Genomic DNA, 25,651 nt, shown 5'->3' with positions numbered 1-25,651 from the left:
TGCAGCATAGCTGGGAATGATGAACGGGGCACGCCAGGAAAGTTTCGGCCCTATTCCAGCCTGGCCCCCGCGGGAATCGCCATGCCGCGCTGGACCGCCGGCCGGTCACCCATCCGGCCGAACCAGTCCGCCAGATGCGGGGTCGGCGCCAGGTCGCGGTCCGCCCAGCCATGCTTCGCCACCCAGGGATAGGCGGCAATATCGGCGATGGAGCAGGTGACGCCGGCCAGATAGGGCACCTCCGCCAGCCGCCCATCCAGCAGGCGATAGACCCGGTCCACCAGCGCGGTGGTATGGGCCCGGGCAGCCTCCGGCTTCTCCGGCGCCAGCTCGGTCCAGTGATGCGCCTGGCCGGTGAAGGGGCCGAGGGAGGTCAGGGCGACCATCAGCCAGGACAGGGTGGTGGCGCGATCTTCCCCCAGCAGCACGCCCTGGCGCTCCGCCAGATGCAGCAGGATGGCGCCGCTTTCGAAGATCACGCGCCCATCCTCGACCAGGATGGGGATCTTGCCATAGGGGTTCAGCGCCAGGATCTCGGGCGCGAATTGCTGGCGGGCGCGGATGTTCACGCCCGTCACCGCATACTCCAGCCCACATTCCTCCAGCATGATCGAAACCCGCTGGGAATTGGGCGTCGCCCATCCGTAGAAATGCCGCACCGCGTCGCCCCTCCTCGTCCCGGCACCCCGCCGTCCGGGGCGCATTCAGAACAACAGGAGGTCCGCCGTCGAGAGGGTGGTGACGCCGGACAGGGTTGCGACCCAGCTGGCATCGGCCACGGCGCCGCTGCCATCGGCATCGAACCACAGCCGGCCGCTTCCGGTTTCGAACAGGAACTGCGCCGTCGCGGCATTCGCCACCGGGTTGGCGCCGACGACCAGCGAGGGCGTCGCAGCATTGCCAAGCTGGAAGGTCGCGCGCTCGATCGCGATGCGGTCCTCGCCCCGGACGAAGTCGAGGATGAAATCGCCGGAGCCGGTGGCGCCCAGGCCGAAGCGGAAGAGGTCGCGCCCGGCACCGCCGGACAGGATGTCGGAACCCTCGCCGCCGGTCAGCACGTCGTTGCCCTCGCGACCCTCCAGGTAGTCGGACCCTTGCCGCCCCAGAAGGCATTGGCGGCGGAGGAGCCGCGGATGTCGTCGCCGGCGTCGCTGCCGACGACATTCTCGACCCTGACCAGCGTCAGGCCCTGGGCGAGGCCGCCATTGTACTGCTGCTCCACCATGTCCACCCAGACGGGCGCGCCGGAGACGATGTTGAAGCGCAGCGTGTCGGTGCCGATGCCGCCGTCGAAGAGGTCGATCCCGTTGGCGTCGAAATCGGTGCGCACCAGCAGGTCGTCGCCGGCCTCGCCGTACAGGCTGTCATTGCCGTCGCCATCGGTCAGCTCGTCAGCCCCGCCGCCGGCCAGGAGCCGGTCATTGCCGGCATTGCCCTCCAGCACATCGGCGAGCGCCCCGCCGGTCACCCTGTCATGGCCGCGGCCGCCGTCGAAATACAGCTGCTCCATGCCGGTGAAGCGGGTGGTGGCATCGACCTGGGTCAGGCCGGTGGAGAAGACGAAGGTGAAATCCACGTATTCCTCGGTCAGGTCGAGGAACAGGCGGTCCTGCTCGGTGCCGCCATCGGCGAAGTCGCCGCGATTCATGTGCAGATCGTCCGCCCCGGCGTCGCCCAGCAGCGTATCGGCGTCGCCATCCTTGATGCCGCCGGTGGCCCATAGGATGTCGGCGCCATCGCCGCCCTCCAGCCGGTCGGCGCCATACCAGCCGATCAGCTCGTCATTCCCGCCCAGGCCCAGCAGCGTGTCGTGGCCCGACATGCCGTTGAACCAGTCATCCAGCGCGCCACCCGTCAGCTTGTCGCGACCGGAGCCGGATTGGATGTGAACGCGCTCGATATTCGCCAGCGTGACGGCGCCATTCGACAGCGGCGCCTTGGCGGCTAGCGTGAAAGTCATGTTGTTGCTGCTGCCGGAGCGGTTGATCCAGGCGTAGTCGATGCCGTCGCCGCCATCCACCGTATAGGCGCCGCCGGCACTGCCGCCGCCGGCGTTGAGATAGACCACGTCGTTCCCGGCGCCGAGCCGGATCCGGCTGTGGCCGGCCGCGCCATCCACGCGGACGTCGTCGTCGCCGTCGCCGGCATCGATGCTGTCATTGCCGCCGCCATCGATGATGCGGTCCATGCCGGCACCGGCCCTGATGGTGTCGTTGCCGTTGCCGCTGGTGAGCACGTCGTCGCCGGCACTGCCGGTCAGCGAATTGTTGCCGCCGGCGGCGTTGAAGACCACGCGCTGCGCCGTGCCGGCGGCGAGCACATCGTCGCCATAGGCGGTGTCGATCTCGACGACCTCGATATCGGTCAGCGTGGTGCCATCGGACAGGGTGGCGGTCGCGGCGCCGGTGAAGCGGTAGTCGATCGCATCGGAATAGGTGAAGCGGTCGATCCGTGCCGTGTCGGTCCCGGCGCCGCCGCGGAGCGTGTCGATGCCGCCGGCACCGACGATCAGGAAGTCATCGCCATCGCCGCCCTCCAGCAGGTCCTGGCCCTCGCCGCCCATCAGCAGGTCCTGGCCACCGCCGCCGCGCAGCGTGTCGGCCCCGGCGAAGCCGTTCAGCACATCGTCGCCGGCCGCGCCGGCGAAGAGGTTCGCCTGTTCCGTCCCGTCGATGCTGTAGGATTCGATGCCGAGGATGCGGGTGCCATCGGCCAGCACATTCACCACATCGGCCGCCTTGGCGATGAAGCTGCCGGAGATGCCGTGCAGCACCAGCCGGTCCAGGCCGCTGCCGCCCTGGATGGAATCGGCGCCCTCGCCGCTCCAGTGTTCGATCACGTCATTGCCGCTGCCGCCATCCAGGGTGTCGGCACCGGCGCCGCCGGCCAGGCTGTCATCCTCCGTGCCGCCGCGCAGCACGTCGTTGCCGTCGCCGCCGCGCAGCGTGTCGAGGCCCGCGCCGCCCTCCAGCAGGTCGTTCCCCGCATCGCCGAACAGCTGGTCCTCGCCGTTGTCACCATACAGCCGGTCGTTGCCAGTGCCGCCATATAGCTGGTCGCGGCCATTGCCGCCGCGCAGGCTGTCATTCCCGGCATCGCCCAGCAGCGCATCCTGGCCATTGCCGCCTTCCAGGCGATCATGGCCGTCCTCGCCGAACAGGGTGTCGTCGCCGAGGCCGCCCAGCGCCGTGTCATTGCCGAGGCCGCCGACGAAGCGGTCATTCCAGGTGCCGCCGGTGAAGCGGTCGGCGAAGGCGCTGCCGGTGACGGCATAGGATTCGACGCCGATGACCTGCGCCCCCAGCAGCGGGACCAGGTTGGCGGAATCGACCACCTGCAGGGTGATGCCCGCCGTGGCGGTGGTGAAGGTGATGGACAGCGTGTCGAAGCCGGCGCCGCCGGCGACCGTGTCGCCCTGCATTTCCGCCAGGTTGTCGTAGAAGACATGGTCATCGCCGCCATAGCCGATGATCAGGTCGGCGCCGGTCTCGCCGAACAGGTAGTCCGTGCCGTCGGTGCCCTCGATGACATGGGGCGAAGCTGCGAAAGGCGCCATTCTGGGCGTGCGCATGGAAACCTCATTGGGTGGATGGGCAGCGGGCCGCCATCCTTTCCCTCGGAGACGCCCCTGCGATGGGCGCGCTTCCTAGGGCTGCCGTGTTTCCACTCGATTGCGCGGCCGCCGGGCGATTGTTTCAGATGTTTCGCGCCCGGTTCGTCGGGCCGGCCGCCTTTCCCGGGCATGTCTCAGCTGGCCGATGCTGCGATAGATGCCGTGCACCATCCTCGAACAGGGCAGGCGCCGCCGTGGTCAGTGCAGCCGGAGCTCCACATTGCCGCGCAGCGTTCCCAGCTGCGGAAACAGCAGCGCGGTCAGCGGCGAGATGAAATCGAAGGGCTGCGTCACCGTGATGGAGAGGGAGCCGATCGGCGCGTGGGTCTGGCCGTTGTTCTCGCAGGTGCCCGTGGCGCAATCCGCCGCGGCGCCATCGTCGCAGCGGCACACCATGGCGGTCGAGCCGACCACCACGCCCGTCCAGCCGGAAAGCTGTGCCGTCACCCGGGTGGCGATGCCGTTGCTGTCCTGTGGCTTGGCGAAGGCGTATTGCGCCCCGGCCCGCGCCGCCATCTCCAGCCGGGTGGTCCGCCACATGGCATGGCTGAGGTCGAACATGCTGAGGAACAGCAGGACCAGGACCGAACCAACCAGCGCGAATTCGGCCGCGGCCATGCCTCGGCGATCCACCAGGAAGCGCGCCAGGTGCTGCCGCATGGCCGCTACTCCACCAGCCGCGCGACACGGGTGGCGGGCACCGCCGTGCCGTAGCTGGCGCAGTTGGACACATCGAAGCGGAAGCTGCTGAGGCTGCTGATCTCGATGGTGCCGCCGACCAGGGCGAGGCAGTTGTTCGAGCTGCTGGAGCTGACATTGCCGATGCGGATGTAGGAGCCGGGGAAATAGATGCCGCCGGCCAGGTTGAAGCTCGACACGCTCTGCAGGTTGAGGTTCGGCGACCCGTTGCTGCCCATGGCGCCGCCGGTGGCGCGATGGAACAGCACGCCGTCATAATCGGCGTCGTCGCCATTGGTGGCGGGCGCCGAGAGGTTCACCGCGGATGTGTTGGTGATGCTGAGATTGCCGGGGCTGCTGCCGCGGAAGATGAAGGTGCAGCCGCTGCAGGCGAAGCTCGAGATGCTGCCGATGGTCAAAGACGCGTTCTGGAACACGTAGGTGCCGGGCGAGAAGACCACGGCGGAGGTGTTGGAGACGGTGACGGAGGCGCAATAGGCCCGCGTCGTCCCGGTCGGCGCGATCGGCCCGCGGGCGTTCAGGGTGGTGGTGTTGAGGCAGGACGCGCCACTGGCCAGGGTGTAGGGCTTGGTGTCCAGCGGGGCATAGGGGTTGTCGAGCGGTGGGGCGTGGTTCTGGTAGCCTTCGCTGAAGCTCCAGCGGGCATTGCTGCAGCCATTGCAGGTGCCGACGGCCGTCACCGCGCGGGCCCGCACCGTCGAGTTGCTCTGGGGAATCTGCACGGATGCACCCGGGGCATTCGACCCGATGGCGCATTCCCTGGCGTCGAAGGTACTGGAGTTCTGGATCGTCAGGGTGCCGGTCAGGGCGACGATGCAGGCCGGGGTCGCGCCGACCAGAAGCGAAACCGCACGTGCGCTCACCGGCATGCTGGCCTTGCCGTGCAACGACCGGCTCAGGATCATCGGGACGGCCCTGTCCAGGACCACCTCGAAGGCATTGGCGTTCCCGGCCATTGCCCCCGCGAGGGGCGGGTTGTTCACCACCGCGCCGGTGAAGCCGTTGCGCAGCGCCACTTCGGACGCGGCGCCTAGGGCGGCGGTACGGCCGCGGAACTGATAGGCAGAGGCAGCCGCCATTGCCGCGGAGTCCGCGCCATTCTGGGCATTGCGCGAGGTCAGGTAGAGCAGGCCACCCTCGGTAGCGAGGCCGGCGAAACCCACCAGCATCATCAGGCTGACTGCGACGAGCGCCGCGGTGGCGCCGCGCTGGCTGCGCAACTGCCGCCGCACGGCCGCCCACCGCAAGGGCGCCTGCGCGGCCTGGAACGCCGGTTCGAGGGTCTTGCCGGCGGACATGGCTGAGCCTCCGTTGGCAGGGGCGGCGATATGCGGGGCGGCCGGTGCCGCTCGTACTGGTCCTGTCGCTGCGAGCGGTGGGCAGACATTCGGCCGACATGCGGTAAGCGTCAATCGCCATCCACGCGCTGCCGGCCGGGCCGCAAGGCGCGGGATGAGGTGGACGGGTGCAAGCGCAAGCATCTGAAAAGGAACGACAAACAGGCGGATTCCTGTCTGCCGGCTTCCCGCTACCGGCCGGTCCAGCCGTTGCCGATCGACGGAGGCTGACAAGTCCAGACAAAACGCACCGATCACGGCCGGGCGGGTGGTGGCAGGATGAGCCGCTCGGCAGGAGGGGGACGATGTCGGCTGTCGGTAGCGGCAAGAGCGGGTTGTCCGCGCGTTTCCGGACGCTCGGCCGCCGCGGTGCGACCAGCCTGGAATTCGCGCTGGTGGGCACCATCCTGCTGGGGTTGCTGCTCGGCACGATGGAACTCGGCCGCTACCTGATCACGGTTCAGGCGCTGCGCACCGCGAGCGCCGAGGCCGTGCGCATGGCGACCTTGCGTGGCAGCCAGAACCTGAACAGCGGCACCGCCGCCTGCACCAGCCTCAGCGGCAATCTCCCGGGGGTTGCCGCGCGCGTGCCATTCCTGGATGCAAGCGGGCTGACGGCGACGGTGAGCGACTGCGCCACGCAGGCCGGGATCACCAGCGTCACGGTGACGGTGCAGTATCCCTTCACCCTGCAGGTGACGCTGTTCGGCGCACCGTCGCGGGTGATGACGGAGACCGCGCAGGCGTTCTTCAACTGAAACGCGCAGGCGTTCTTCAAGTGCAAGCGGCGCCCGCGATGGATGACCCGCGGGCGCTTCGGGTCGGCTGCGGCTGCAGGGCCGTCGCGGCGGGTTCCGCGACCGGGGCCGACCCGGCGGCGCGGCCTCAGGCCGGCCGCTTCTCCCGCGCATTCCGCAGCAGGGCGATGCTGCGATAGATGCCGTGCACCATCTTCGAATAGGGCAGCACCACGAACAGTGCGAGCACCAGGCCGAAATGCAGCGCCAGCATGATGCCCATGGCGCCGGTGTGCCGCACCACCAGCAGCAGCAGCCCGGTGGAGCCGATCAGGAACAGCAGGCCGAGCAGCGCGTATTCGCCACCCATCAGCTTGCGGGCCACCGGCGCCGGGTCCGTCACCGTCTTCACCCACAGCAGCCCGGCCGTGCCGATGCACAGCAGCACGCCGCCCCAGGTGCCGAACTGCACCGGCAGGGACAGGAAGTCATGCGGCGACCGCCAGCCGAAGACGTGGTGGTAGATGGCGCCGGTGGAGGTGGCGGCGAAGCAAAGCATGAAGCCGAAGAACATCGCCTGGTGCAGCCAGCGGCGATGCTGGGCGAAGCTGTCATCCAGGTCGTTGCAGCCATGCCCGCCGCCGCCGAGGTTGCGCAGCGTCAGCACATCCACCGCCGCATCCACCGCCGGCTGCGGCTGGAAGCTGCCCCCCATGCCGCCGGTGCCGCGCCAGTAGCGGATGGCGCCCATTGCCATGGCCACCACCGCGAAGCCGAAGCTGCCGCCGGCCAGCAGGTTGATCAGCCAGAGCGGGATGATGCGGAAGAAGGCGCCGGTACCGGTCTGGGCGGAGAACAGCACGGCCGGGTCGCGGATCAGCACCGTCAGCACCAGCGCCAGCGTCACGAAGAGCGTCGCCGCGCCGGCCACCAGCGTGCCGTTGCGCTCGAACAGGCGCCCCATGCCCGAGGGCCAGGCGAATTCGGCGTAGCTCTCCTGCCGGATGGTCGCGAAGGTCGCCGGGATGTTGATGCCGAAGGCATGCGGCGGCGCATACTGGCAGGCGTGGTAGCAGCCCTTGCAGTTGTGGCAGAGGTTGGCGAGGTGGGTCAGGTCCGCCTTCTCGAATTCCCGCCGTGCCGCCATCGCCGGGAAGACGGCGCAATAACCCTCGCAGTAGCGGCAGGCATTGCACACCGCCATTTGGCGGCGGGCATCCTGGTAGGCGTCGGATTCGATTTCCGTGGCTTCTTGCAACAGCAGGTCGAGCTTGCTCATTTCAGTTGCGGACATGGCGCGCCGCCTCCTCTCCGGCCAGCCGTCCGAAGACGGTGCCGAGGGTCATACCGAAGCCGGCCAGGTAGCCCTGGCCGAGGATGTTGCCGGACATGATTTCCCCACTCGCGAACATGTTCGCGGAGGGCTTGCCATCCGCCATCAGCACGCGGGCCTTCTCGTTCACCTTGAGGCCGAGGAAGGTGAAGGTGATGCCCGGGCGCAGCGGATAGGCGTAGTAGGGCGGCGTATCGATGCGCCGCGCCCAGTGGCTTTTCGGCGGGACCAGCCCTTCCGTCGTGCAGTCGTCCGGCACCATCGGCTTGAAGGTGCCGGGGCGCACGGCGGCGTTGAAATCGGCCACCACCTTCTCAAGCTTCGCAGCATCGAAGCCAGCCATGGCGGCGATCTCGGCAATGCTGTTCGCCTTGTAGGGCGGGTAGACGGACGGCAGGAAGTTCATCACCGCCTTGCTGTCGGTGACGGCCAGCGCGATCTGACCGGGCTGCTGCGCGATCAGGCGGCCCCAGATGGCATAGCGCTTCGGCCAGACATCCTCGCCCTCGTCGTAGAAGCGCTCGACATTGCGGTTCACCACCAGGGAGAACGGCACGCAGTCTAGCCGCATGGCCAGGCCGCCATCCTCCATGGGCGCGCGGGCGTCGTTCGCCACGGCGTGGAACTGGGTGGGGTCGCCCACCTGCTGCACGCCCTGCGCCAGCAGGTCCTTCAGCACGACGCCCTGCGCATAGGGCGTGCCGCGGATCTGGAAATTATCCGCCGCATCGCCCCAGTATTCGCGCAACCAGTTGCGATTGGCCTGGAAGCCGCCGCAGGCCGCGACCAGCGCCTTGAAGCGGATCCGCTGCGGGAAGCCGCAATGGGAGATCACCGCCTCCGTCGCGTGGCCTTCCTCGACCTGGATATGCTGCACCTCGGTATCCGTCAGCGTAACGATGCCGAGCTTCGCGGCCTCCCGGTACAGCGCATTCACCAGCGCCTTGCCGCCGCCGAGGAAGAAGGCGTTGGTGCGCGACAGCGACAGGGTGCCGGACAGCGAGGGCTGGAACACCACGCCGCAGCTCGCCAGGAAATCCGGCGCGTGCTGGCTGGCGCGGATGCACATCCGGGCCAGCTCCTCATTCGTCTTGCCGCCGGTCACCCGGTTGAGGTCGTCCCAGTATTCCTCCTCCAGGTAGCTGTCGGTCAGCACCTGGGTCGGGCCGGGATGCAGGGCACGCAGGTTGCGGGTGTGGCGCGAATTGCCGCCCCGCAGCGGCGGCGGGGACACCTCGCAGAGGATGACGGAGGCGCCGGCCCGGCGCGCGGTGATGGCGGCACAGAGCGCGGCATTGCCGCCGCCGACCACCAGCACGTCATAGATGCGGGCGAAATCCGGCAATTTGGGGTCTCCTTGGACGGGCGCGCGTTCTTGTATCCACTTGTATCCACCGATGTCCAGATGCGTGTTCCATTGCGCGGTCCACCTGGGCTACACCGCCTGCATGGATCTGCCGCCCCCCTCCCGCGACCTCGGCCAGGAAGCCTATGGCCGAATTCGCGCCGCCATCCGGGAAGGCGCGCTGGCGCCCGGCATAAGGGTGACGGAGACCGACCTGGCGGCTCGCTTCGGCGTCTCCCGCACCCCGGTCCGGCAGGCCATCGCCCGGCTGGAATCGGAAGGGCTGCTCACCCACGAACCGCGCCGCGGCCTGACCGTGACGCGGCCGGACCACCAGCAGGTGGTGGAACTGTACGTGATGCGGGAGGTGCTGGAGGGGGCTGCCGCGCGGCTGGCCGCGCAGCATGCCAGCCCGACCGAGATCGGCGCCATGGCGGAACTCATCGACGGCGAGCCGGCGCTGTTCACCGACGCCCGCGCCCTGGCGGAGACCAACCAGCGCTTCCACGGCCTGTTGTACCTGGCCGCCCATAATCGCTACCTGCTGCGCAGCCTGGAGCTGATTTCCGCCACCATGGCGCTGCTGCCCAGCCTGCTGACCGTGGGTGGGCGGGCCGAGCAGGCGCATGCGGAACACCAGGCTATCCTTGCCGCGCTGCGGGCGCGGGATGGCGCGGCGGCCGAGGCCGCCAGCCGCGCGCACGCCCAGGCCGCCCAGCGCCATCGGCTGGCCTGGCTGGTGCAGACCGTGGGCGTGCCCTTCGCGGCCCCGGGCGGGGATTAACCGGGCTTATTCAGCGTGAGACAGCGAGGCGGATGCCGAGCCCGACCAGGACGACGCCGATAACGCTGTCGATCCCGGCCTTGGCCCTGCGGTATCCCGCCTGGATGGGCGCGATCGAGAACACCACGGCCAGGCCGCAATGCCAGAAGGCGGAAAGCGTCGCGAGCAGGATCACCGCCGCCGCATGGACCCAGCCGGGCGCATCGGCCGGCAGCATGACGACGAAGATGCTGCCGAAGAAGGCCGCGGCCTTCGGGTTGGTGATGCTGGACAGGTAGCCGCGCCGCAGCGCGGTCCAGCCGCCATGCATCGCGCCCGACAGCGACCCGGGCGCGGGTGCCGGGCGGCGTGCCCCGGCGATCATCTGGCATCCGATCCAGACGAGGTAGGCCGCCCCGGCGAGCTTGATGGCCATGGCCAGCCAGGTGAACTGGGTGAGCAGGCCGAGGCCCAGCATCGCCACCGTGGCCCAGGTCATGGTGGCCCCGGCCACGCCGAGGCCGGCCAGCACTCCGGCCTTGCGGGACACCGCGATCGAGGTTGAGGTGATGACCACCCAGACCGGGCCAGGGCTCAGGCAAGCCAGCAGGAACACGCCTGCGATCCCGCCCAGGACGCCGAGATAGTCCATGTCACCAGCCTTCCGTATGTGCCGCGCCATGAAGCATCGCGAGGCCGTGGGTGGGAAGGCACCTCACCCGGCGGGCAGCGGCTCCGCCGGGTCGAAGATGTCGCCGGTACCGCCATCGGTCAGGCCGAGATCGGTCAAATGCGGGCCGGCGTTGCAGGCGAGCGAGATGCCGGTGATGCCGCGGAAGATCCGGTAGGGCGGCTGCCAGTCGCAGACCTGGTCGGCGGCCTGGCGAAGGGCTGCGAAGTTGCGCGCCGTGGTCTCCGGCGGGGTCTCCGCCAGCAGTCCGGCGATGGGCAGCGGCAGCAGCGCCGTCACCGCGCCGCCCTGCGCCACCGCCATGCCGCCGCCGGCCGCGATCACGGCATTGGCGGCGGCGGCCATGTTCTCCGCCGTGTCGCCCAGCACCAGAAGGTTGTGGCTGTCATGCGCGATGGTGGTGGCGATGGCGCCGCGCATCTCGCCCCAGCCGTCGGTCAGGCAGGTTTGCGGTACCGCAGGGGCGCGGCCATGGCGGTGGATGATGGTCAGCAGCGCATGCCCCGGCGGGGTTTCAGCCACGCCGTCGCGCACTTCGACATCGGCCTCGCCCCATTCGGTAAAGCGGGAGCCGATGATGCGGCGCAGCCTGGCGCGGCCACTGCGCACGCCCTTCACATGCAGCCGGAAGGCGTCCGGTGACTGCGCCGGCAGCTTCATCGTGTCCGTCGGCGCATCCGTGCGGCGCGCGGGGGGCGAGACCAGCGCCCCGTTGCGCGCGATCACGGCGCCATCGACCAGCACGCGATCCACCGCCACGCCGGCGAGGTCGGACAGCACCACGATATCCGCGCGCCGCCCCGGCGCCACCAGCCCGAGATCATCGCGCTTCAGCCGCATCGCCGCATGCAGCGTCGCCAGCCGAATCGCGGAAATCGGCGACAGCCCGCGCGCGATGACCCGGGCGATGGTGTCGCGCAGCCCGCCCTTGGCGACGAGCTCGTCCGGGAAGACGTCGTCCGTCGCCAGCACCAGGTTCACCGGCAGCAGCGGCAGCGTGGCCAGCGCGGCGACGGCACCGGGCAGCACCTGGTCATGGCTGCCGCGCAGTTCCACCGTCAGCCCCGCGCGCAGCTTCTGCAGGAAATCCTCGGCCGCGGTGATCTCGTGGTCGGAGGTGACGCCGGCCGTGGCATATGCCTGGAGATCCGCATCCAGCAGCCCGCGCGCATGGCCGTTCACGTTCTTGCCCGAAGCCATCCCGGCGCCGACGATGCCCGTCATGTGCTGCGTGCCGCGCAGCACGCCGGGCATGTCCATCACCTCCGCCACGCCGACCACGTCCGGCCAGGACAGCATTTCGGCCATTTCCGCCGCGCCGATCTCGGCGCCGGCCAGTTCCAGACCGGGGGCGGAGGGCACGCAGGAGGGTGCGGCGACCAAAGTTCGCAACGGCAGATTTCGGGAGACCTCGACGGCCCAGCGCACGCCCGGCACGCCGAGCACATTGGCCAGCTCATGCGGGTCCCAGACGCAGGTGGTGGTGCCGGCGGGCACCACCACGGCGGCGTAATCCGCCGGCGCCATGCAGCTGCTTTCGTAATGCAGGTGGCTGTCGATGAAGCCGGGCGCGAGGAAGCGTCCCGCCACATCCTCCACCATCGCCGCATCGGCACGCTCGCCGGGCGGGTGGACGGAGGCGATCAGCGGGCCGACGATGCCGATATCCGCCGCGCGCAATTCGCCGGTCGCCACATCCACCACCGTGCCGCCCAGCAGCAGCAGGTCGAAGGGTGCCGCGCCGCGCGCCGCCTGGACGGCGCGGGCGCGGAGCGCGGGGTCGACGTGCTGGTTCACCGCGGTGCGCGCCCGGCGCTGAAGGCCAGCGTCATCTCATCCGTCCGCGCCTCATAGGTAAAGCCGCGGCGCATCGCCCAGGTGTTCACCGGGAAGTACAGCGGGATCAGCGCCGTGTGGTCCACCAGTGCCATCCGCGTCGCCTGCTGCGTCAGCGCCCGGCGCTGGTCGTCATCGATCGTGGTGCGGGCGCGCTGGATGATGGCGTCGATCTCGGCATTGGAGAACCGCCCGCGATTGGCGGTGCCGAGGCCGAGCGTGGTGTTCCAGCTATGGATCTGCGTCTCCAGCATCCCCAGCAATTCGGGGTTGGGGGAGAAGCCGGCCAGGTTCACCGAATAGCGAAGCTGCGCCGCCTCGCTCAGCCACATGGAACGCGTCTTGGTCTCCACGGTGGTCGCCAGGCCGAGCCGCGTCCACATCTGGGCGATGGCCTGCACCACCTGCTCGTCATTCGTGTAGCGGTCATTCGGCCCGTTGATCTGCACGGCAAAGCCGTTCGGGAAGCCCGCCTCGGCCAGCAGGCGCTTCGCCTGGTCCAGGTCGAAGGGCGTCGGCCGCAAATCGGGGGAGGTGCCGAAATAACCCGGCGGGCCGAGATCCCCCGCCGCCAGCGCCTGGCCCTGCATGATGCGGGAGACGATGGCGTCGCGGTTGATGGCCAGCGACAGCGCGCGCCGCACGCGGGGATCGCGCAGCGGGTTGGCGATGCGCGCGCCGTCGCGGCCGCGGATGAAGGGGCTGTCCTCCCGGTCGCTGTCCAGCGTCAGGAAGATCAGGCGGTTGGAGGGGCTTTCGGCCGTGGCGAAGCGTGCGGCTTCCGCCTTGAAGCGGGCGAAATGGTCGGGCGGCACGATCTCGATGAGGTCCACATCGCCCGCCTGCAGCGCCGCCACGCGGGCGCCGGCATTGGCGATCGGGCGGAACTCCACGCGCTGGAAGGCGGGCGCGGCGCCGGCGAAGGCCGGGTTGCGCTCCATCACCACCGGGCTGCCCGGCTGCCAGGAGACGTGGCGGAACGGCCCGGTGCCGATCATGGCGCGGCCGGCATTGTAGTCCGCCGTGGAAGCGCCCTCGCCATGCTTCTTCGAGACGATCATCACCAGCGCCAGGAAATTTGGCAGCAGCGGCGTCGGCTGGGTGGTGCGGATGCGGATGGTGGTGGCGTCCACCGTATCCACGCCCGCGATCGGGCGCGTGGCGTAGCGGAAGGATGAGGGGGAATTCGGCACGTCGCCGGCGCGGCCGATGGTGAAGGCGATATCCTCCGCCGTCACCGGCGCGCCGTCATGGAAGCGGGCGGCGGGGTCGAGCTTCACCTCCCAGGTCAGCTCATCCACCGCGCGCATGGACAGGGCGATGGCCGGGCGCAGATCCTGCTTCGCATCCTGCTCCATCAGCGGCTGGAAGACGTGCCGGGCGAAGGCGATGTTGGTGATCAGGCTGGCGAAATGCGGGTCGAGGCTGGTCGGCCCGGCCTCCACGCCGATGCGGATGTTCTCCTGCGCCATCACGGGGGTGGCCCAAGGGCTGGCAAGGAGAGCCGTGCCGAGCAAGGCGGCGCGAAATGTGCGGATCATGCGGCGTGGTCCTTGGCGGTCGTCAGACACAGGTGATGCGGGGCCGTCCCGGGCTCCGGCAGCCAGCCGGCGGGGGAGGGACGGAAGATCGGGGTGGCGAAGGCGGCGCGGACCGGGACCGCAGCGGGCCAGCTGGCCCGCCAGCGATCGCCCTGCACCATGGCCACCAGCAGTGCCACCGGGGCGATGCCGGCGGCGGCCAGCAGTTCCAGCCCGGCGAGGGCGGAGGTGCCGGTGGAGATCACGTCATCCACCAGCAGCACCCGCCGCCCCGCCAGCCGGTCCAGGATGCGTGGATCCAGCCAGAGCCGGCGCGGCGTGGGGGAGGTGATGGAATGGACCGGCACGGAAAGCCGTTCCTCGTACCAGCGCTTGCGCGACCAGCCGGGCGCGACCCAGTTCGCATGCCCGAGCGATTCCGCGACCAGCGGGGCGAAGACCTGGCCGAGGCTCGGCAGCCCTACCACCACCTCCGGCTGCAGGGGGCGGGCAGCCTCCGTCATCCAATGGGCGAGGCGGCGAATGACCGGAAAGCTGGCCTGGTTGGCGATCAGCCCGGCCACGGCGAATTCGGAAAAATCGCGCAGCGGCAGCTCCAGCACCGCGCCATCGGGCAGGGTGGCGGGGTAGCTTTCCTGGAACGGCGCGCGTGCGACCGGCGGCGCGCCGAAATGCTGCCAATACGCCATCCGGGTTCCATTGGGTTGCGGGGCGCAAACTGCCATGCTGCGCCGCTTCACCGCAACCGCCCGACGGGAGAGTCCGGCATGAGCGTGCTGCTGTTCCGGGCCCAGGCCTACAACAATGCCTGGGCCAATCACCGCCTGCTGGCCGCCTGCGCCCGTCTGCCGCCGGCGGAACTCGCCGCGCCGCGAACCGGCTTCTTTCCCAGCCTGATCGCCACGCTGAACCACATCCTGATCATCGACTGGTTCTATGTAGATGCGCTGGAGGGCGGCTGGCTCGGCCCCGCCGCCTGGGCGAATGAAGTGCCGCATCCGGACCTGCCCGGCCTGCGCGAAGCCCAGTCCGGCGTGGACCGGCGGCTGATCGCGCATTGCGAGGCGCTGGACGACGCCGCGCTGGCCGGCATCGTGCGGGTGAACCGCAATACGCGCGTGCAGGAGGAACGGCGCGACCGGCTGCTGCTGCACCTGTTCCAGCACCAGATCCACCATCGCGGCCAGGCGCATGCCATGCTGTCCGGCACCTCCGTCCGGCCGCCGCAGCTCGATGAGTTCTATTCGGAGGCGGAGGCGCCGCTGCGGGCCGCCGAATTCGCGGAGCTCGGCTTCACCGAGGACGCGATATGGGGCAGGGACCGGGCATGACCCCACGCACCTGCCTGATCGACTGCGACCCCGGCACGGATGATGCCATCGCGCTGTGGCTGGCACTCGCCTCGCCGGAGCTGGATGTGCGGCTGGTCACGGTGGCGGGCGGCAATGTCGGCCTCGCCTCCACCACCGCCAATGCGCGCGCCATCGTCGGGCTGACGGGCCGCGCCGTCCCCGTGGTGGCCGGCGCCGAACGGTCCCTGATGGCGCCGTTCCGCTTCGAGACGGCGGTGCATGGTCAGGACGGGCTGGCCGGCGTGCAACTGCCGGAAGGCCCGCCTTTGGCCCCTGGCATCGCGGCCGATGCGATCCGCGACCTGCTGCGCGCGGCGCCCGCCGCCTCCGTCACCGTCATCGGCCTCGGCCCCGTCACCAACCTGGCGCTCGCCTTCGCGACGGAGCCGGCGCTGGTCGATCGGGTGGCGGAGATCGTGCTGATGTCCGGCGCCTGGTCCGAGGGCAACATCACCCCCGCCGCCGAATTCAACGCCTGGAACGACCCGGAGGCGCTGGCGATCCTGCTCGGCCTCGGCTGCCGGCTGACCATGGCGACGCTGGACCTGACGGCGCAGGCCTTCGTTACGCCCACTGTGGTGGCGGCGCTGGAGGCGCGGCCGGGCGGCGCCTGCTGGCGTGCGGCCACCGCCATCCTGCGCGCCCTGCCACCCTCCCGCCGCATGGGCCATCGCGGCTTTCCACTGCATGACCCGACCGCCGTCGCCTGGCTGCTGGCGCCCGGCCTGTTCGGCGCGCGGGACGCGCAGGCGGAGGTGGATTGCGGACCCGGGCCCGGCCGCGGCCGCACGGTGATCGACCGCTGGCAACGCCTCGGCCATCCGCCGAACCTGAACCTGCTGGAGACGCTGGACGCGCCCGGCTTCTTCGACCTGCTGGCGGCGCGCATCGCCACCCTGCGCTGAGGGCGCGTTCAGAAACGTTCAACGTCTGCCAGCCCAGTCTGCGCGCTGACCTGGGAGGCTCCGCCGATGACCCGTTTCCGACGCATGGCCGCGGCCTGCCTGTTATGCCTGATGGCCGCCTGCGCTGGCGTCAGCCGCAATGCCGTGCCGGTCGACCTCGATGGCCAGGCGCATCCGCTCGGCATTCCGGGGCTGCGCGTATGGGGCGACGTGCTGGAGCCGAATGCGCTGGATGCGCTGGTCGCGCGCCAGGCCGGCATCCTGCGGCAGCGCTACGGGGACCGCGCGGCGGCCGGGCAGATGCCGGTGCTGCACTACCTGGCGATGTCGGGCGGCGGGCCGGATGGCGCCTTCGGGGCCGGGGTGCTGCGCGCCTGGAGCGAAAGCGGCTCGCGGCCCACCTTCGCCGCCGTCGCCGGCATCAGCACCGGCGCCATCATCGCGCCCTTCGCCTTCCTCGGTTCCGACTACGACCCGGTGATCGAGGAAATCTACACCACGCTGCGGACCAGCCAGGTGGCCCGCCCGGCGGTGCTCAGCGGCCTGGTCTCCGGCGTGGCGCTGACCGATACCACCGGCCTCGCCAACCGCATCGCGCACTACGTCACGGCCGACCTGCTGGCCAAGGTTGCGGCGGAGTACCGGCGGGGGCGGCTGCTGTTTGTCGGCACCACCAACCTGGATCATGGCAGGCCGATGATCTGGAACATGGGCGCCATCGCCGCCTCCGGCCATCCCGGTGCCGTGCAGCTGTTCCGCGACGTGATCCGCGCCTCCGCCGCCGTGCCGATCGCCTTCCCGCCGGTCTTCATCCCGGTGCAGACCGCGGATGGACGGCGCTATGACGAGATGCATGTGGATGGCGGCGCCACCTCGCAGGTGGTGCTGATCTCACCGCAGCTGCCGATCGCGGCGCTGACCCGGCAGCAGATCGGCCGCAACATCGATCGGCGGATGTGGGTGATCGTCAACAACCGGGTGCTGACCAACGCGGCGCCGGTGCGCCCGCGCATCTTCTCCATCGGCGGCGCCTCGATCAGTTCGCTGATCCGCGGCAGCGCCATCGGCGACCTGTACAAGCTGTTCCTGATCGCGCAGCGCGACGAGATCGAGTTCCGTGCCGCCTGGATCCCGCGCGAGATGCCCTGCACCTCGACCGAGGAATTCGACCCAACCTATATGCGGTGCCTGTTCGATTTCGGCGCCGCCGCCATGCGCCGCGGCGGGCTGTGGAGCGATCTGCCGCCCTACTTCGTCCGCCCGCCGATCGTGCCGATGCGGATCGGGACGCTGCCGCGCGAACCGGGCTGAAGCCTCAATCCGCGACGCCCTGCGCCAGCCGCGCCGCGCGGCTCCGCGGGGCGGGATCGTTCTCCGCACTGAATTCCAGCGGCGCCTCGATCAACGGCAGGGTGGCGGCCGCCGTGTCCAGCACCAGGCGGAGCGGCGCTGCCGGATCCCGCTCCGCATGGATCTCCTTCTGCAGCCCCTCCGTCACCGCGCCCAGGCGCCGGGCGCCGAGGGTGCGGGCCGCGCCGAGCATGCGGTGCGCGGCATGGCGGAGGCGGGGCAGGTCCTGGGCAATGCCGGGGACGGACAGCGTCTCGAAGCCCATGCGCACTTCCGACACGAATTCCGAGATCACCACATCCGCGGTCGGCCCGAGATCGGCCGCCAGGTTCCGCAAGGCCGCCTCGTCCAGCAATGGCTGCTGGGCATCGGCGATGGCGGCGGTGGTGATGCCCGGCAGCGTATCCCCGGCCGCCAGGCGCGCGACGGCGGCGATCAGCGATTCGCGGTCGATCGGCTTGGCCAGGTGCCCGTCCATGCCGGCGGCGCGGCAGGCGGCGACCTGTTCCGGCAGGGCGGAGGCGGTGACGGCCAGCACCGGCACGCGACGCCGGGCGCTGTCCAGCGCGCGGATGCGGCGGGTGGCTTCCAGCCCGTCCATCACCGGCATCTGCACATCCATCAGCACCACGTCATAGGCATCGCGTTCCACGGCGGCCAGCGCCTCCGCCCCATCCGCCGCGCTGTCCACGCGATGCCCGGCGCCGACCAGCATGGCGCGCGCCACCATGCGGTTGGCCGCCACGTCATCCGCCACCAGGATCCGCAGGCTGCGGCCCGGCGTGGCCGGTGCGGGTTCGGCCGGCCGGGTTGCCGGGGCGGAGGCGACGACGGCGGGCAGCGGCACCTGCTTCAGCGGCAGCTCCACCCAGAAGCGGGCGCCGGGGCCCGATTCGCTGTCGCAGCCGATCCGCCCGCCCATGGCCGCCGCGAGCCGGGCGGAGATCGCCAGCCCCAGCCCGGTGCCGGCGCCTTCCTGACCGGCGACGGGGAAAAGCTGGGAAAAATCCTCGAACAGCAGGTGTCGCTTTTCTGGCGGCACGCCCGGGCCGGTATCCTGCACCTCGATCCGCAGGCCGGGGCGGCCTTCCGGCATCGGGCCGGCGCGGAAATCCACCTTGCCGCCGGGCGGGGTGAACTTCACGGCGTTGGACAGCAGGTTCAGCAGCATCTGCCGCACCCGCGTGGCATCCGCCTCCACCGCCTCCGGCGTGCCGGGGGCGATGTCCAGCGTCAGGGTCATGCCCTTGCGGTCCACCTCCGGCGCCAGCAGCCCGGCGCAGGCTTCCAGCAGCGGCCGCACCGCGACATCGCGCAGATGCAGGTCAAGCTTGCCGGCCTCGATCTTGGACAGGTCGAGCAGGCTGTTCACCAGCTCCAGCAGGTGCTGCCCGGCCTCATGCAGGGTCATCACCTGGTCGCGCTGTTCCTCCGACAGGTTCGGGTCGCGCAGCAGCACCTGGGCGAAGCCGAGCACGCCGTTCAGCGGCGTCCGCAGCTCATGCGACATGCGGGCGAGGAACTGGCTCTTCGCCTCGCCGGCCGCGCGCGCCGTGTCGCGGGCCTGGGCCAGGTCATCCATGGCGCGCTTCAGCGGCGTGATGTCGGTGCGGATGCCGACGGTACCGCCATCCGGCGTGCTGCGCTCGGTGATCAGCACCCAGCGGCCGTCCGGCAGCAGCCGCTCGATCGGCGGGTTGTTGGCGTGGCGCCACTGGTCCATCTCGTCCACGAAGGCCTCGATGTCGCCCACCGCCTGCGGGTACTGCCCGCGCCGGGCGCCTTCGCGCATGATGTCGCGGAAGGCGGCGCCCGCTTTGATGAAGGGCGCCGAGATCGCGTAGAATTCCTTGTAGCGCTGGTTGCAGGCGATCAGCCGGTCATCCGGCCCGAACATGACGAAGCCATCGGACATGCTCTCCAGCGCATTCTCCAGCGTGGAGCGCCAGCGGGCGCGCTCCGCCTCCACCTTTTCCCGCTGCCGCAGCCCGAGCAGCAGGGCGGCGGCGAGGGCCAGCACCAGGGCGGCGAAGGCGGCGGAGACGAACAGCGCGCGTTCGCGATCCGTGCTCCAGCCCTGCAGCGCGGCCTGCAATTCGATGGTCGTGACGATGGAGAAGGAGGGGTACAGCGTCGGCCGCACCGCGATCAGCACCGGCTCCCCGTTGAACCGGCTGCGGGTTTCCGCCACCCCGGTGAGCGCGGCAGCGGTCAGCGCCAGGCGGCGGCCGATGCGCGTCTCGTCATGCGGCAGGGCGGCGAGCAGCGTGCCGTCATCGCGTTCCAGCGTGATGCGCAGGCCCGGCGCGCTGCCGCCCACCGCCAGCAGGCTGCCGACCATCGGTACCGGCACCTCCGCCACCGCGGTGATCGCGCCAAGCACCGGCATGACCACGGGGCGGGCGAAGAACAGGGCCCACTCGCCGGTGGCCGGGTTCTGCACCGGCCCGCCGATCATCACGCTGCCGGCATTCGGCGTGGCGTCCATGAAGGCGGCGCCCAGCGGCAGCGGCAGCGGCCGGCGGCGCGACACGGCCAGCGAGGTGGCGATGGGCATGCCATCATCCCGCACCAGCAGCACGTCCCGGAAGGTGAAGTTCTGGTTGTTCAACTCCCGCATCACCCGGCCGGCCGCATTCGCGTCGAAGCGGCCATCCCGCGCATAGGGGGCGAGGATGGCGGGCAGCCCCGCCAGCATCGCGTCCACCTGCACGAAGCTGCGGTTGATGGAGGATTCGACGGCGCGGCTGACCCGGTCCGCCGTGTCGGTCGCCGCCGTCAGCGCCGCTTCCCGAGACCGCTCCAGCAGCATCGCCGTCGCAACGACCTGCGCCAGGAGCAGCAGGATGACGGCAGCCAGTACGGCTAGGCGAAGGCGGCGGGCGGTCTGCATCTACTCGGGCCGCGCCCGGATGCCGAGGATCGGCGCCAGGTACTCGTTCCAGGCCTCCACGCAATCCATGCCGCAGCGGTTCACCCAGCGCGGCAGCACCACATCGGTCAGCAGCCGGCGACGGCGCTCATCATCCGCCGCGCTGACCGGCACCACGGTCATGTTGCCGCGGCGCCCGGCGGTGCAGGTGGGCAGGCCGGCATTGCAGGCCAGGCCCTCACCGGTCTCGCGGTCCGCGGCGGCCCAGATCTGGCGTTCCAGGTCGACGATCCCGCCGCGGAGCACCTGCTGCACATCGGGGGGAATTGCCGCCCAGGCGGTGGCATTGGCGCCGAAGATGGAAATGCCCCAGGCCAGCGCCATGGCATGCACATGGCTGGTGATCTCGTGCAGGCCGATGGCATTGCCGGACAGCGTGCCGGTGATGGCGCATTCCACCACGCCGCTGTTGATCGCCTGCGCCACCTCGGCGAAGGGAATCACCACCGGCGTCGCGCCCAGCGCCTGCAGCATCTCGGACTGCCCGACGGAGGAGGACCGGATGCGGCGCCCGGACAGGTCCGACAGCCCGGTGAACGGGCGGGTGCAGAAGACCACCTGTGCGGGATAGGTGTAGATGCCCAGAAGCTCGATCTGGTATCGCTCGCGCAGCACCTGCTCGATATGCGGGCGGAAGGCGGAGACGGTCTGCCGCAGGCTGTTGATGTCCGGTGCCAGCGCCGGCAGGTCGACCGCGTTGAATTCCGGCTCCTCGGTCGAGACGACGGCCAGCAGCGCGGTGCCGAACGGCACCACTCCCAGCCGCATCAGCTGGAGCATTTCCTGCCCGCGGATGCCGCTGCGGTCGAAGGGGGCGATTTCCGCCTGCACCCGCCCGTTGGTCAGTTCGGTGATGCGCGAGCGCCAGAAGGGCTCCTCGTAGCGCACATACTGGCTGACATCAGCCAGGCCGCCGACGATCTTCAGGCGGATCGGCGGCTGCTCGGCGCGTGCCGGAGCCAGACCCACCCCCAGGGCCAGAAGCCATGCGGTGAGAAGGATGTAGATGCAGCGACGTGCCGTCGGCATGCTGGGCTCCCTGGCAGGCGAGGCGCCCGGCGGCATGCGGGCCATGACGGCACGGCCCCGCCACCGAAGCATCCTATAGCAAGATTATTAACGATTGCAGCAACCATAACGCGAGCGGGCGGTTACGCAATCGCGCTATCGACATTCGGGGGCAGGAGGAACACGCCTTCGCCGCGAAGGGGAACCTGCCGCGATCAGGCCAGCACATCCTTCAGCCAGCCTTCAGCTTCCTCCGGCAGGTCCGACCAGGCCGCGCGCGGCCCGACTCCGGTGACCAGCAGCAATCCTGTCCTGCTGAAGCCGCGCCGGGCGAGGGCGCGCCGGAAATGGCTCAGCATGTAGTCCGGCGAAAGGTCGGTGGAGACCAGGATGGCGTCGCTTCCCATGGTCCAGTGCGCATCGGCAATTTCCCACACCGCATCGCGCACAGCGAGGCGCATCGCCTCCGCCTCCGCGTCCGGGGGGCTGCCTGCATGGCCGGATTCTGGCCGGTGGATGACAATGGACAGGGTCATGAAGCCCTCCGCACGGCTAGCTGATGACCATTGTTCGGCCGCACCCTTTATGCGCTGAAGGTTGCCTTGCCTGCAACCGGATGCAACTTCCGGAATGGCTCTGGCGCCCCGGCGCAAGCGAGGCGAGACTGCCGGCCGATGCGCCCCCAGACCCTGATCGCCAGCCACCGTGGCGGCCTGTTCCTCTGGCCTGAGAACAGTGCCCTCGCCTTCCGCAACACCGCCCGCCTGGCGCTGGAACAGGCGGAATGCGACGTCCACCTGACCGCGGATGGCGAAGTCGTGGTCCTGCATGACGCGACGCTCGACCGCACCACGGACCGGCGCGGCCCGGTTGCAGCCCTTACCGCCGCCGAATTCGCGACGGTCCGGGTGCGCGGAGCGGGCGGGGAGGCGCCGCCGACGCTTGCACAATATCTCGCGATCCTGGCCGGCAGCCCGGTGGCACCGCGGGTCGAGATCAAGGCCAGCGCCTCCGGCCAGCCCTATACCGGCATCGTCCCCGCCACCCTCTCCATCCTGGACCGGGCGGGCGAAAGGTCGCGAAGCTGGATCATCGGGTTCCAGGCCGGCACCATGGCCGAGGCGCAGGCGGCAGGTGGCCTCGCCGGGGTTGCCTGGCTGCTGGAGACCGCAACCTTGCGGGACCTGGGCCTGACCGGGTTGGTCGCGACGGCGCGGGCCTATGGCTTCCCGGAGGTCGGCGCGCATGAAAGCGTCATCGATGCGGAACTCGTCGCCGGCCTGCGGGACGCCGGCATCGGCATCGGCACCTGGGGCGCCAACCACGCGCCGAGCATCCGGCGGATGCTGGACCTTGGCGTGGACATCTTCGCCACGGACGACCCGCCGCTGGCGATCCGGCTGCGCGCCGAAGCCTGAACTGAACCGGCCGGCGCCACAATCGCGTCGTTGCGGCGCGCCGTGAAGCCGTCCTAGGCTCCCCTCAACAAGATCGGCGTTCAGGGGAGCGCGTCCAGTTGGGTGAAGACACGCCAGTTCTGGCAGTGGATGGCGTAAGCCTGCGCTTCGGCGGGGTACGGGCGCTGACCGATGTGTCCTTCGCCGTCCGCCCCGGCGAGATCTTCTCCATCATCGGGCCGAACGGTGCGGGCAAGACCTCCATGGTCAACTGCATCTCCGGCCGTTACCGGCCGACCGAGGGCCGGATCCACTTCGACGGGCAGAACATCACCCGCCTCGGCCCCAACCGCCGCGCCGGCCTCGGCATCGGCCGAACCTTCCAGAATCTGGCGCTGTTCGGGCATATGAGCGTGCTCGACAACATCATGGTCGGCCGCCACCACCTGCTGAAGGCGGGTTTTCTCCGCGGCATGCTGTACTGGCTGGGCGGCGCGCAGACGGAGGAACTCGCGCATCGGCGGGAGGTCGAGGAGATCATCGATTTCCTCGAGATCCAGCCGGTGCGCAAGGCCATGGCCGGCACGCTGCCCTACGGGCTGCGCAAGCGCGTGGAGCTGGCGCGCGCTGTGGCGCTGAAGCCGAAGCTCATTCTCCTCGACGAACCCATGGCCGGCATGAACCTCGAGGAGAAGGAGGACATGGCCCGCTTCATCACCGACCTGAACGCCGAATGGGGCATGACGGTGCTGATGATCGAGCACGACATGGGCGTCGTGATGGACATCTCCCACCGCGTCATGGTGCTGGATTTCGGCCGCAAGATCGCGGAGGGCGAGCCGGAGGAGGTGATGGCGCATCCGGAGGTGCGCCGCGCCTATCTCGGCGAGGATGCCGTGCAAGCGGAGCCGGTGGAGGCATGAGGGCGCCGACGCTGGACACGCTGCCGAAGCTGCTGGCGGCGAATGCGCGCGAACACGGCGCCGAGGTGGCGCTGCGGGAGAAGCAGTTCGGCATCTGGCGCAGCTTCACCTGGTCCGAATACCACGACCGCACCGGCGCCATGGCGCTCGGCCTGCGGGTGCTCGGCATCGGTGCGGGTGATGTGGTGGGGCTGATCGGCGACAACCGGCCCGACTGGGTGATGGGCGAGATCGCCGCCCATGCGGTGGGCGCGCGCAGCCTGGGGCTGTATCGCGACGCGCTGGATGAGGAGGTGGCCTATCTGCTGGCGCATGCCGGCGCGAAGCTGGTCTTCGCCGAGGACGAGGAGCAGGTGGACAAGCTGCTCAACATCTTTGGCGACGTGCCGACGCTGCAGCACGTCATCTACGCCGATCCGCGCGGAATGCGAAAGCACGACGACCCGCGGCTGATGTCACTGGAGGCGCTGCTGGCATCCGGCCGCGCGCTGGAGGCGGAGCAGCCCGGGCTGTTCGAGGCGCTTGTGGCGGCGACGGACGGCGAGAACATCGCCGTGCTGTGCACCACGTCCGGCACCACGGCGCGGCCGAAGCTGGCGATGCTGACCGCTGGCGCGCTGATCCGCCATTGCCGCGCCTATCTGAAGGCCGACCCCAAGGGACCGCAGGACGAATACGTTTCCGTCCTGCCGCTGCCCTGGATCATGGAGCAGATCTACGTGCTCGGCTGGGGCCTGATCGCCCGGATGAAGGTGAACTTCGTCGAGGAGCCGGAGACGATGATGGCCGATTTCCGCGAGATCGGCCCGACCTTCGTCCTGTTTGCGCCGCGCGTCTGGGAACAGCTGGCGGCCGAGGTGCGGGCGCGGGTGATGGACGCCTCGGCCCTGAAGCGCCGCATGTTCGATGTCGGCGTGAAGATCGCCGATGGCAAGCGTTCGGCCATGGCGGATTTGCTGCTGTTCCGCGCGCTGCGCGACCGGCTGGGCTTCTCGAACCTGACTTCGGCGGCGACTGGCGGCGCCGCGCTCGGGCCCGAGACCTTTCGGTTCTTCCAGGCGATGGGGGTGCCGATGCGCCAGTTGTATGGCCAGACGGAGCTGCTCGGCGCCTATACGCTGCACCGGGCCGGGGAGGTGGATTTCGAGACGGTGGGAGTCGGCTTCGACGAGACCATCGAGATCCGCATCGACGCGCCGGATGCGAATGGCGTTGGGGAGATCGTCACGCGGCATCCCAACATGTTCTCCGGCTACCTGGGCACCGAGGCGCCGGCGGATATGCGGGACGGCTGGCTGCACACCGGCGATGCCGGCTATTTCGACAAGGCCGGCCAGCTCGTCGTCATCGACCGCATCAAGGACATCGCGGAGACCCATGGGGGCGATCGCTTCAGTCCGCAATATATCGAGAACAAGCTGAAATTCTCGCCCTTCGTGGCGGAGGCTGTGGTGCTGGGGGCAGGGCGGTCGCACCTGGCGGCGATGATCTGCATCCGCTTCCCCATCGTCTCCAAATGGGCGGAGCGCAACCGCATCGCCTTCACCACCTACTCCGACCTGGCGGCGCGGGACCAGGTTCTGGAACTGCTGCGGGACGAGGTTTCGAAGGTCAACGCCAAGCTGCCGCCGGCGCAGCGGCTGCGGGAATTCGTGCTGCTCTACAAGGAGCTGGACGCCGATGACGGGGAGCTGACGCGCACCCGCAAGGTGCGGCGCGGCGTGATCGCGGAGAAATACGGCGACATCATCAATGCGATCTATGGCGGCGCGGACAACATTCCCGTCGACACCACCATCGCCTTCCAGGACGGCACCACGCAGCGCATCCGAACGACGCTCGCCGTGATCCGCACCGAACCCGCCTTGGCAGCTGCGTAGGAGAGACGT

At 69.8% G+C, this 25,651-nt stretch carries 22 protein-coding genes; 8 read left to right on the top strand and 14 right to left on the bottom strand.

Annotation, left to right across the window (positions count from 1 at the left end; all coding sequences use genetic code 11):
• Positions 1-50 precede the first annotated feature (50 nt).
• The 5 genes from HB662_RS13265 to HB662_RS13245 all read right to left on the bottom strand — a co-directional run bounded on the left by HB662_RS13265 (position 51) and on the right by HB662_RS13245 (position 5,610).
• On the bottom strand, positions 51-659 hold the full coding sequence (locus HB662_RS13265; RefSeq protein ID WP_168050297.1) for a glutathione S-transferase N-terminal domain-containing protein: 609 nt from the start codon (positions 657-659) through the stop codon (positions 51-53).
• Positions 660-704: 45 nt separating this feature from the next.
• Positions 705-1,058 (bottom strand): M10 family metallopeptidase C-terminal domain-containing protein, encoded by a 354-nt coding sequence (locus HB662_RS13260; protein ID WP_168050296.1) that lies wholly within the window; start codon positions 1,056-1,058, stop codon positions 705-707.
• Entirely contained in the window at positions 1,052-3,571 is a 2,520-nt protein-coding gene (locus tag HB662_RS29715; RefSeq protein WP_168050295.1) for a calcium-binding protein, read from the bottom strand. The genes HB662_RS13260 and HB662_RS29715 overlap by 7 nt, the downstream gene beginning before the upstream one ends.
• Positions 3,572-3,811: 240 nt before the next feature.
• A complete protein-coding gene (locus HB662_RS13250; protein ID WP_168050294.1) occupies positions 3,812-4,273 on the bottom strand; it encodes a TadE/TadG family type IV pilus assembly protein in 462 nt (153 codons plus the stop codon).
• A gap of 5 nt (positions 4,274-4,278) precedes the next feature.
• Positions 4,279-5,610 (bottom strand): pilus assembly protein TadG-related protein, encoded by a 1,332-nt coding sequence (locus HB662_RS13245; RefSeq protein ID WP_168050293.1) that lies wholly within the window; start codon positions 5,608-5,610, stop codon positions 4,279-4,281.
• Between the two features lie 344 nt (positions 5,611-5,954).
• Between HB662_RS13245 and HB662_RS13240 the strand changes: the two genes are divergently transcribed.
• Positions 5,955-6,407, top strand: coding sequence for a TadE/TadG family type IV pilus assembly protein (locus HB662_RS13240; RefSeq protein WP_168050292.1), 453 nt, complete (start codon positions 5,955-5,957; stop codon positions 6,405-6,407).
• 127 nt (positions 6,408-6,534) lie between these two features.
• On the opposite strand, the gene tcuB is transcribed toward HB662_RS13240, so the two are convergent.
• Together tcuB and tcuA are read right to left on the bottom strand one after the other, a co-directional pair.
• Positions 6,535-7,680, bottom strand: coding sequence for a tricarballylate utilization 4Fe-4S protein TcuB (tcuB, locus tag HB662_RS13235; RefSeq protein WP_209443281.1), 1,146 nt, complete (start codon positions 7,678-7,680; stop codon positions 6,535-6,537).
• Complete coding sequence (tcuA, locus tag HB662_RS13230; RefSeq protein WP_209443280.1) at positions 7,667-9,064, bottom strand: FAD-dependent tricarballylate dehydrogenase TcuA; 1,398 nt, start codon at positions 9,062-9,064, stop codon at positions 7,667-7,669. The genes tcuB and tcuA overlap by 14 nt, the downstream gene beginning before the upstream one ends.
• Positions 9,065-9,167: 103 nt before the next feature.
• Here tcuA and HB662_RS13225 point away from each other — a divergent pair, with 103 nt between their 5' ends.
• Positions 9,168-9,848, top strand: coding sequence for a GntR family transcriptional regulator (locus HB662_RS13225; RefSeq protein ID WP_168050291.1), 681 nt, complete (start codon positions 9,168-9,170; stop codon positions 9,846-9,848).
• A 10-nt stretch (positions 9,849-9,858) separates the two neighbouring features.
• Here the strand turns inward: HB662_RS13225 and HB662_RS13220 are convergent, their stop codons facing one another.
• From HB662_RS13220 to HB662_RS13205, 4 genes are all read right to left on the bottom strand, one after another.
• Complete coding sequence (locus HB662_RS13220; protein ID WP_168050290.1) at positions 9,859-10,479, bottom strand: LysE family transporter; 621 nt, start codon at positions 10,477-10,479, stop codon at positions 9,859-9,861.
• A gap of 63 nt (positions 10,480-10,542) precedes the next feature.
• A complete protein-coding gene (locus tag HB662_RS13215) occupies positions 10,543-12,315 on the bottom strand; it encodes an adenine deaminase C-terminal domain-containing protein (RefSeq protein ID WP_168050289.1) in 1,773 nt (590 codons plus the stop codon).
• A complete protein-coding gene (locus HB662_RS13210) occupies positions 12,312-13,895 on the bottom strand; it encodes an ABC transporter substrate-binding protein (protein WP_168050288.1) in 1,584 nt (527 codons plus the stop codon). The genes HB662_RS13215 and HB662_RS13210 overlap by 4 nt, the downstream gene beginning before the upstream one ends.
• Positions 13,892-14,584, bottom strand: coding sequence for a phosphoribosyltransferase (locus HB662_RS13205; RefSeq protein ID WP_168050287.1), 693 nt, complete (start codon positions 14,582-14,584; stop codon positions 13,892-13,894). The genes HB662_RS13210 and HB662_RS13205 overlap by 4 nt, the downstream gene beginning before the upstream one ends.
• A gap of 78 nt (positions 14,585-14,662) precedes the next feature.
• On the opposite strand from HB662_RS13205, the gene HB662_RS13200 reads away from it, so the two are divergent.
• From HB662_RS13200 to HB662_RS13190, 3 genes are all read left to right on the top strand, one after another.
• The gene (locus HB662_RS13200; protein ID WP_168050286.1) at positions 14,663-15,226 is read left to right on the top strand and encodes a DinB family protein; all 564 of its coding nucleotides are present in this window, start codon (positions 14,663-14,665) and stop codon (positions 15,224-15,226) included.
• A complete protein-coding gene (locus HB662_RS13195; RefSeq protein WP_168050285.1) occupies positions 15,223-16,152 on the top strand; it encodes a nucleoside hydrolase in 930 nt (309 codons plus the stop codon). Before HB662_RS13200 ends, HB662_RS13195 begins: the two co-directional genes overlap by 4 nt.
• Before the next feature lie 66 nt (positions 16,153-16,218).
• On the top strand, positions 16,219-17,463 hold the full coding sequence (locus HB662_RS13190) for a patatin-like phospholipase family protein (protein ID WP_168050284.1): 1,245 nt from the start codon (positions 16,219-16,221) through the stop codon (positions 17,461-17,463).
• Positions 17,464-17,467: 4 nt separating this feature from the next.
• Here HB662_RS13190 and HB662_RS13185 read toward each other — a convergent pair whose 3' ends face one another.
• The 3 genes from HB662_RS13185 to HB662_RS13175 all read right to left on the bottom strand — a co-directional run bounded on the left by HB662_RS13185 (position 17,468) and on the right by HB662_RS13175 (position 21,978).
• Positions 17,468-20,395: an ATP-binding protein gene (locus tag HB662_RS13185; RefSeq protein WP_168050283.1), complete on the bottom strand. Its 2,928-nt coding sequence runs from the start codon at positions 20,393-20,395 to the stop codon at positions 17,468-17,470.
• Entirely contained in the window at positions 20,396-21,463 is a 1,068-nt protein-coding gene (locus HB662_RS13180; protein ID WP_168050282.1) for a TRAP transporter substrate-binding protein, read from the bottom strand.
• A gap of 194 nt (positions 21,464-21,657) precedes the next feature.
• Positions 21,658-21,978 (bottom strand): hypothetical protein, encoded by a 321-nt coding sequence (locus HB662_RS13175; RefSeq protein ID WP_168050281.1) that lies wholly within the window; start codon positions 21,976-21,978, stop codon positions 21,658-21,660.
• 138 nt (positions 21,979-22,116) lie between these two features.
• On the opposite strand from HB662_RS13175, the gene HB662_RS13170 reads away from it, so the two are divergent.
• From HB662_RS13170 to HB662_RS13160, 3 genes are all read left to right on the top strand, one after another.
• A complete protein-coding gene (locus HB662_RS13170; protein ID WP_168050280.1) occupies positions 22,117-22,860 on the top strand; it encodes a glycerophosphodiester phosphodiesterase in 744 nt (247 codons plus the stop codon).
• Between the two features lie 98 nt (positions 22,861-22,958).
• Positions 22,959-23,762: an ABC transporter ATP-binding protein gene (locus tag HB662_RS13165; RefSeq protein ID WP_168050279.1), complete on the top strand. Its 804-nt coding sequence runs from the start codon at positions 22,959-22,961 to the stop codon at positions 23,760-23,762.
• The gene (locus HB662_RS13160; RefSeq protein WP_168050278.1) at positions 23,759-25,642 is read left to right on the top strand and encodes an AMP-binding protein; all 1,884 of its coding nucleotides are present in this window, start codon (positions 23,759-23,761) and stop codon (positions 25,640-25,642) included. The genes HB662_RS13165 and HB662_RS13160 overlap by 4 nt, the downstream gene beginning before the upstream one ends.
• Positions 25,643-25,651: the final 9 nt, after the last annotated feature.

This window comes from Falsiroseomonas frigidaquae, assembly GCF_012163145.1.
Classification (GTDB): domain Bacteria; phylum Pseudomonadota; class Alphaproteobacteria; order Acetobacterales; family Acetobacteraceae; genus Falsiroseomonas; species Falsiroseomonas frigidaquae.
The sequence above is the reverse complement of the archived record's forward strand: the minus strand, read 5'-3'. Positions and strand labels throughout refer to the sequence as shown.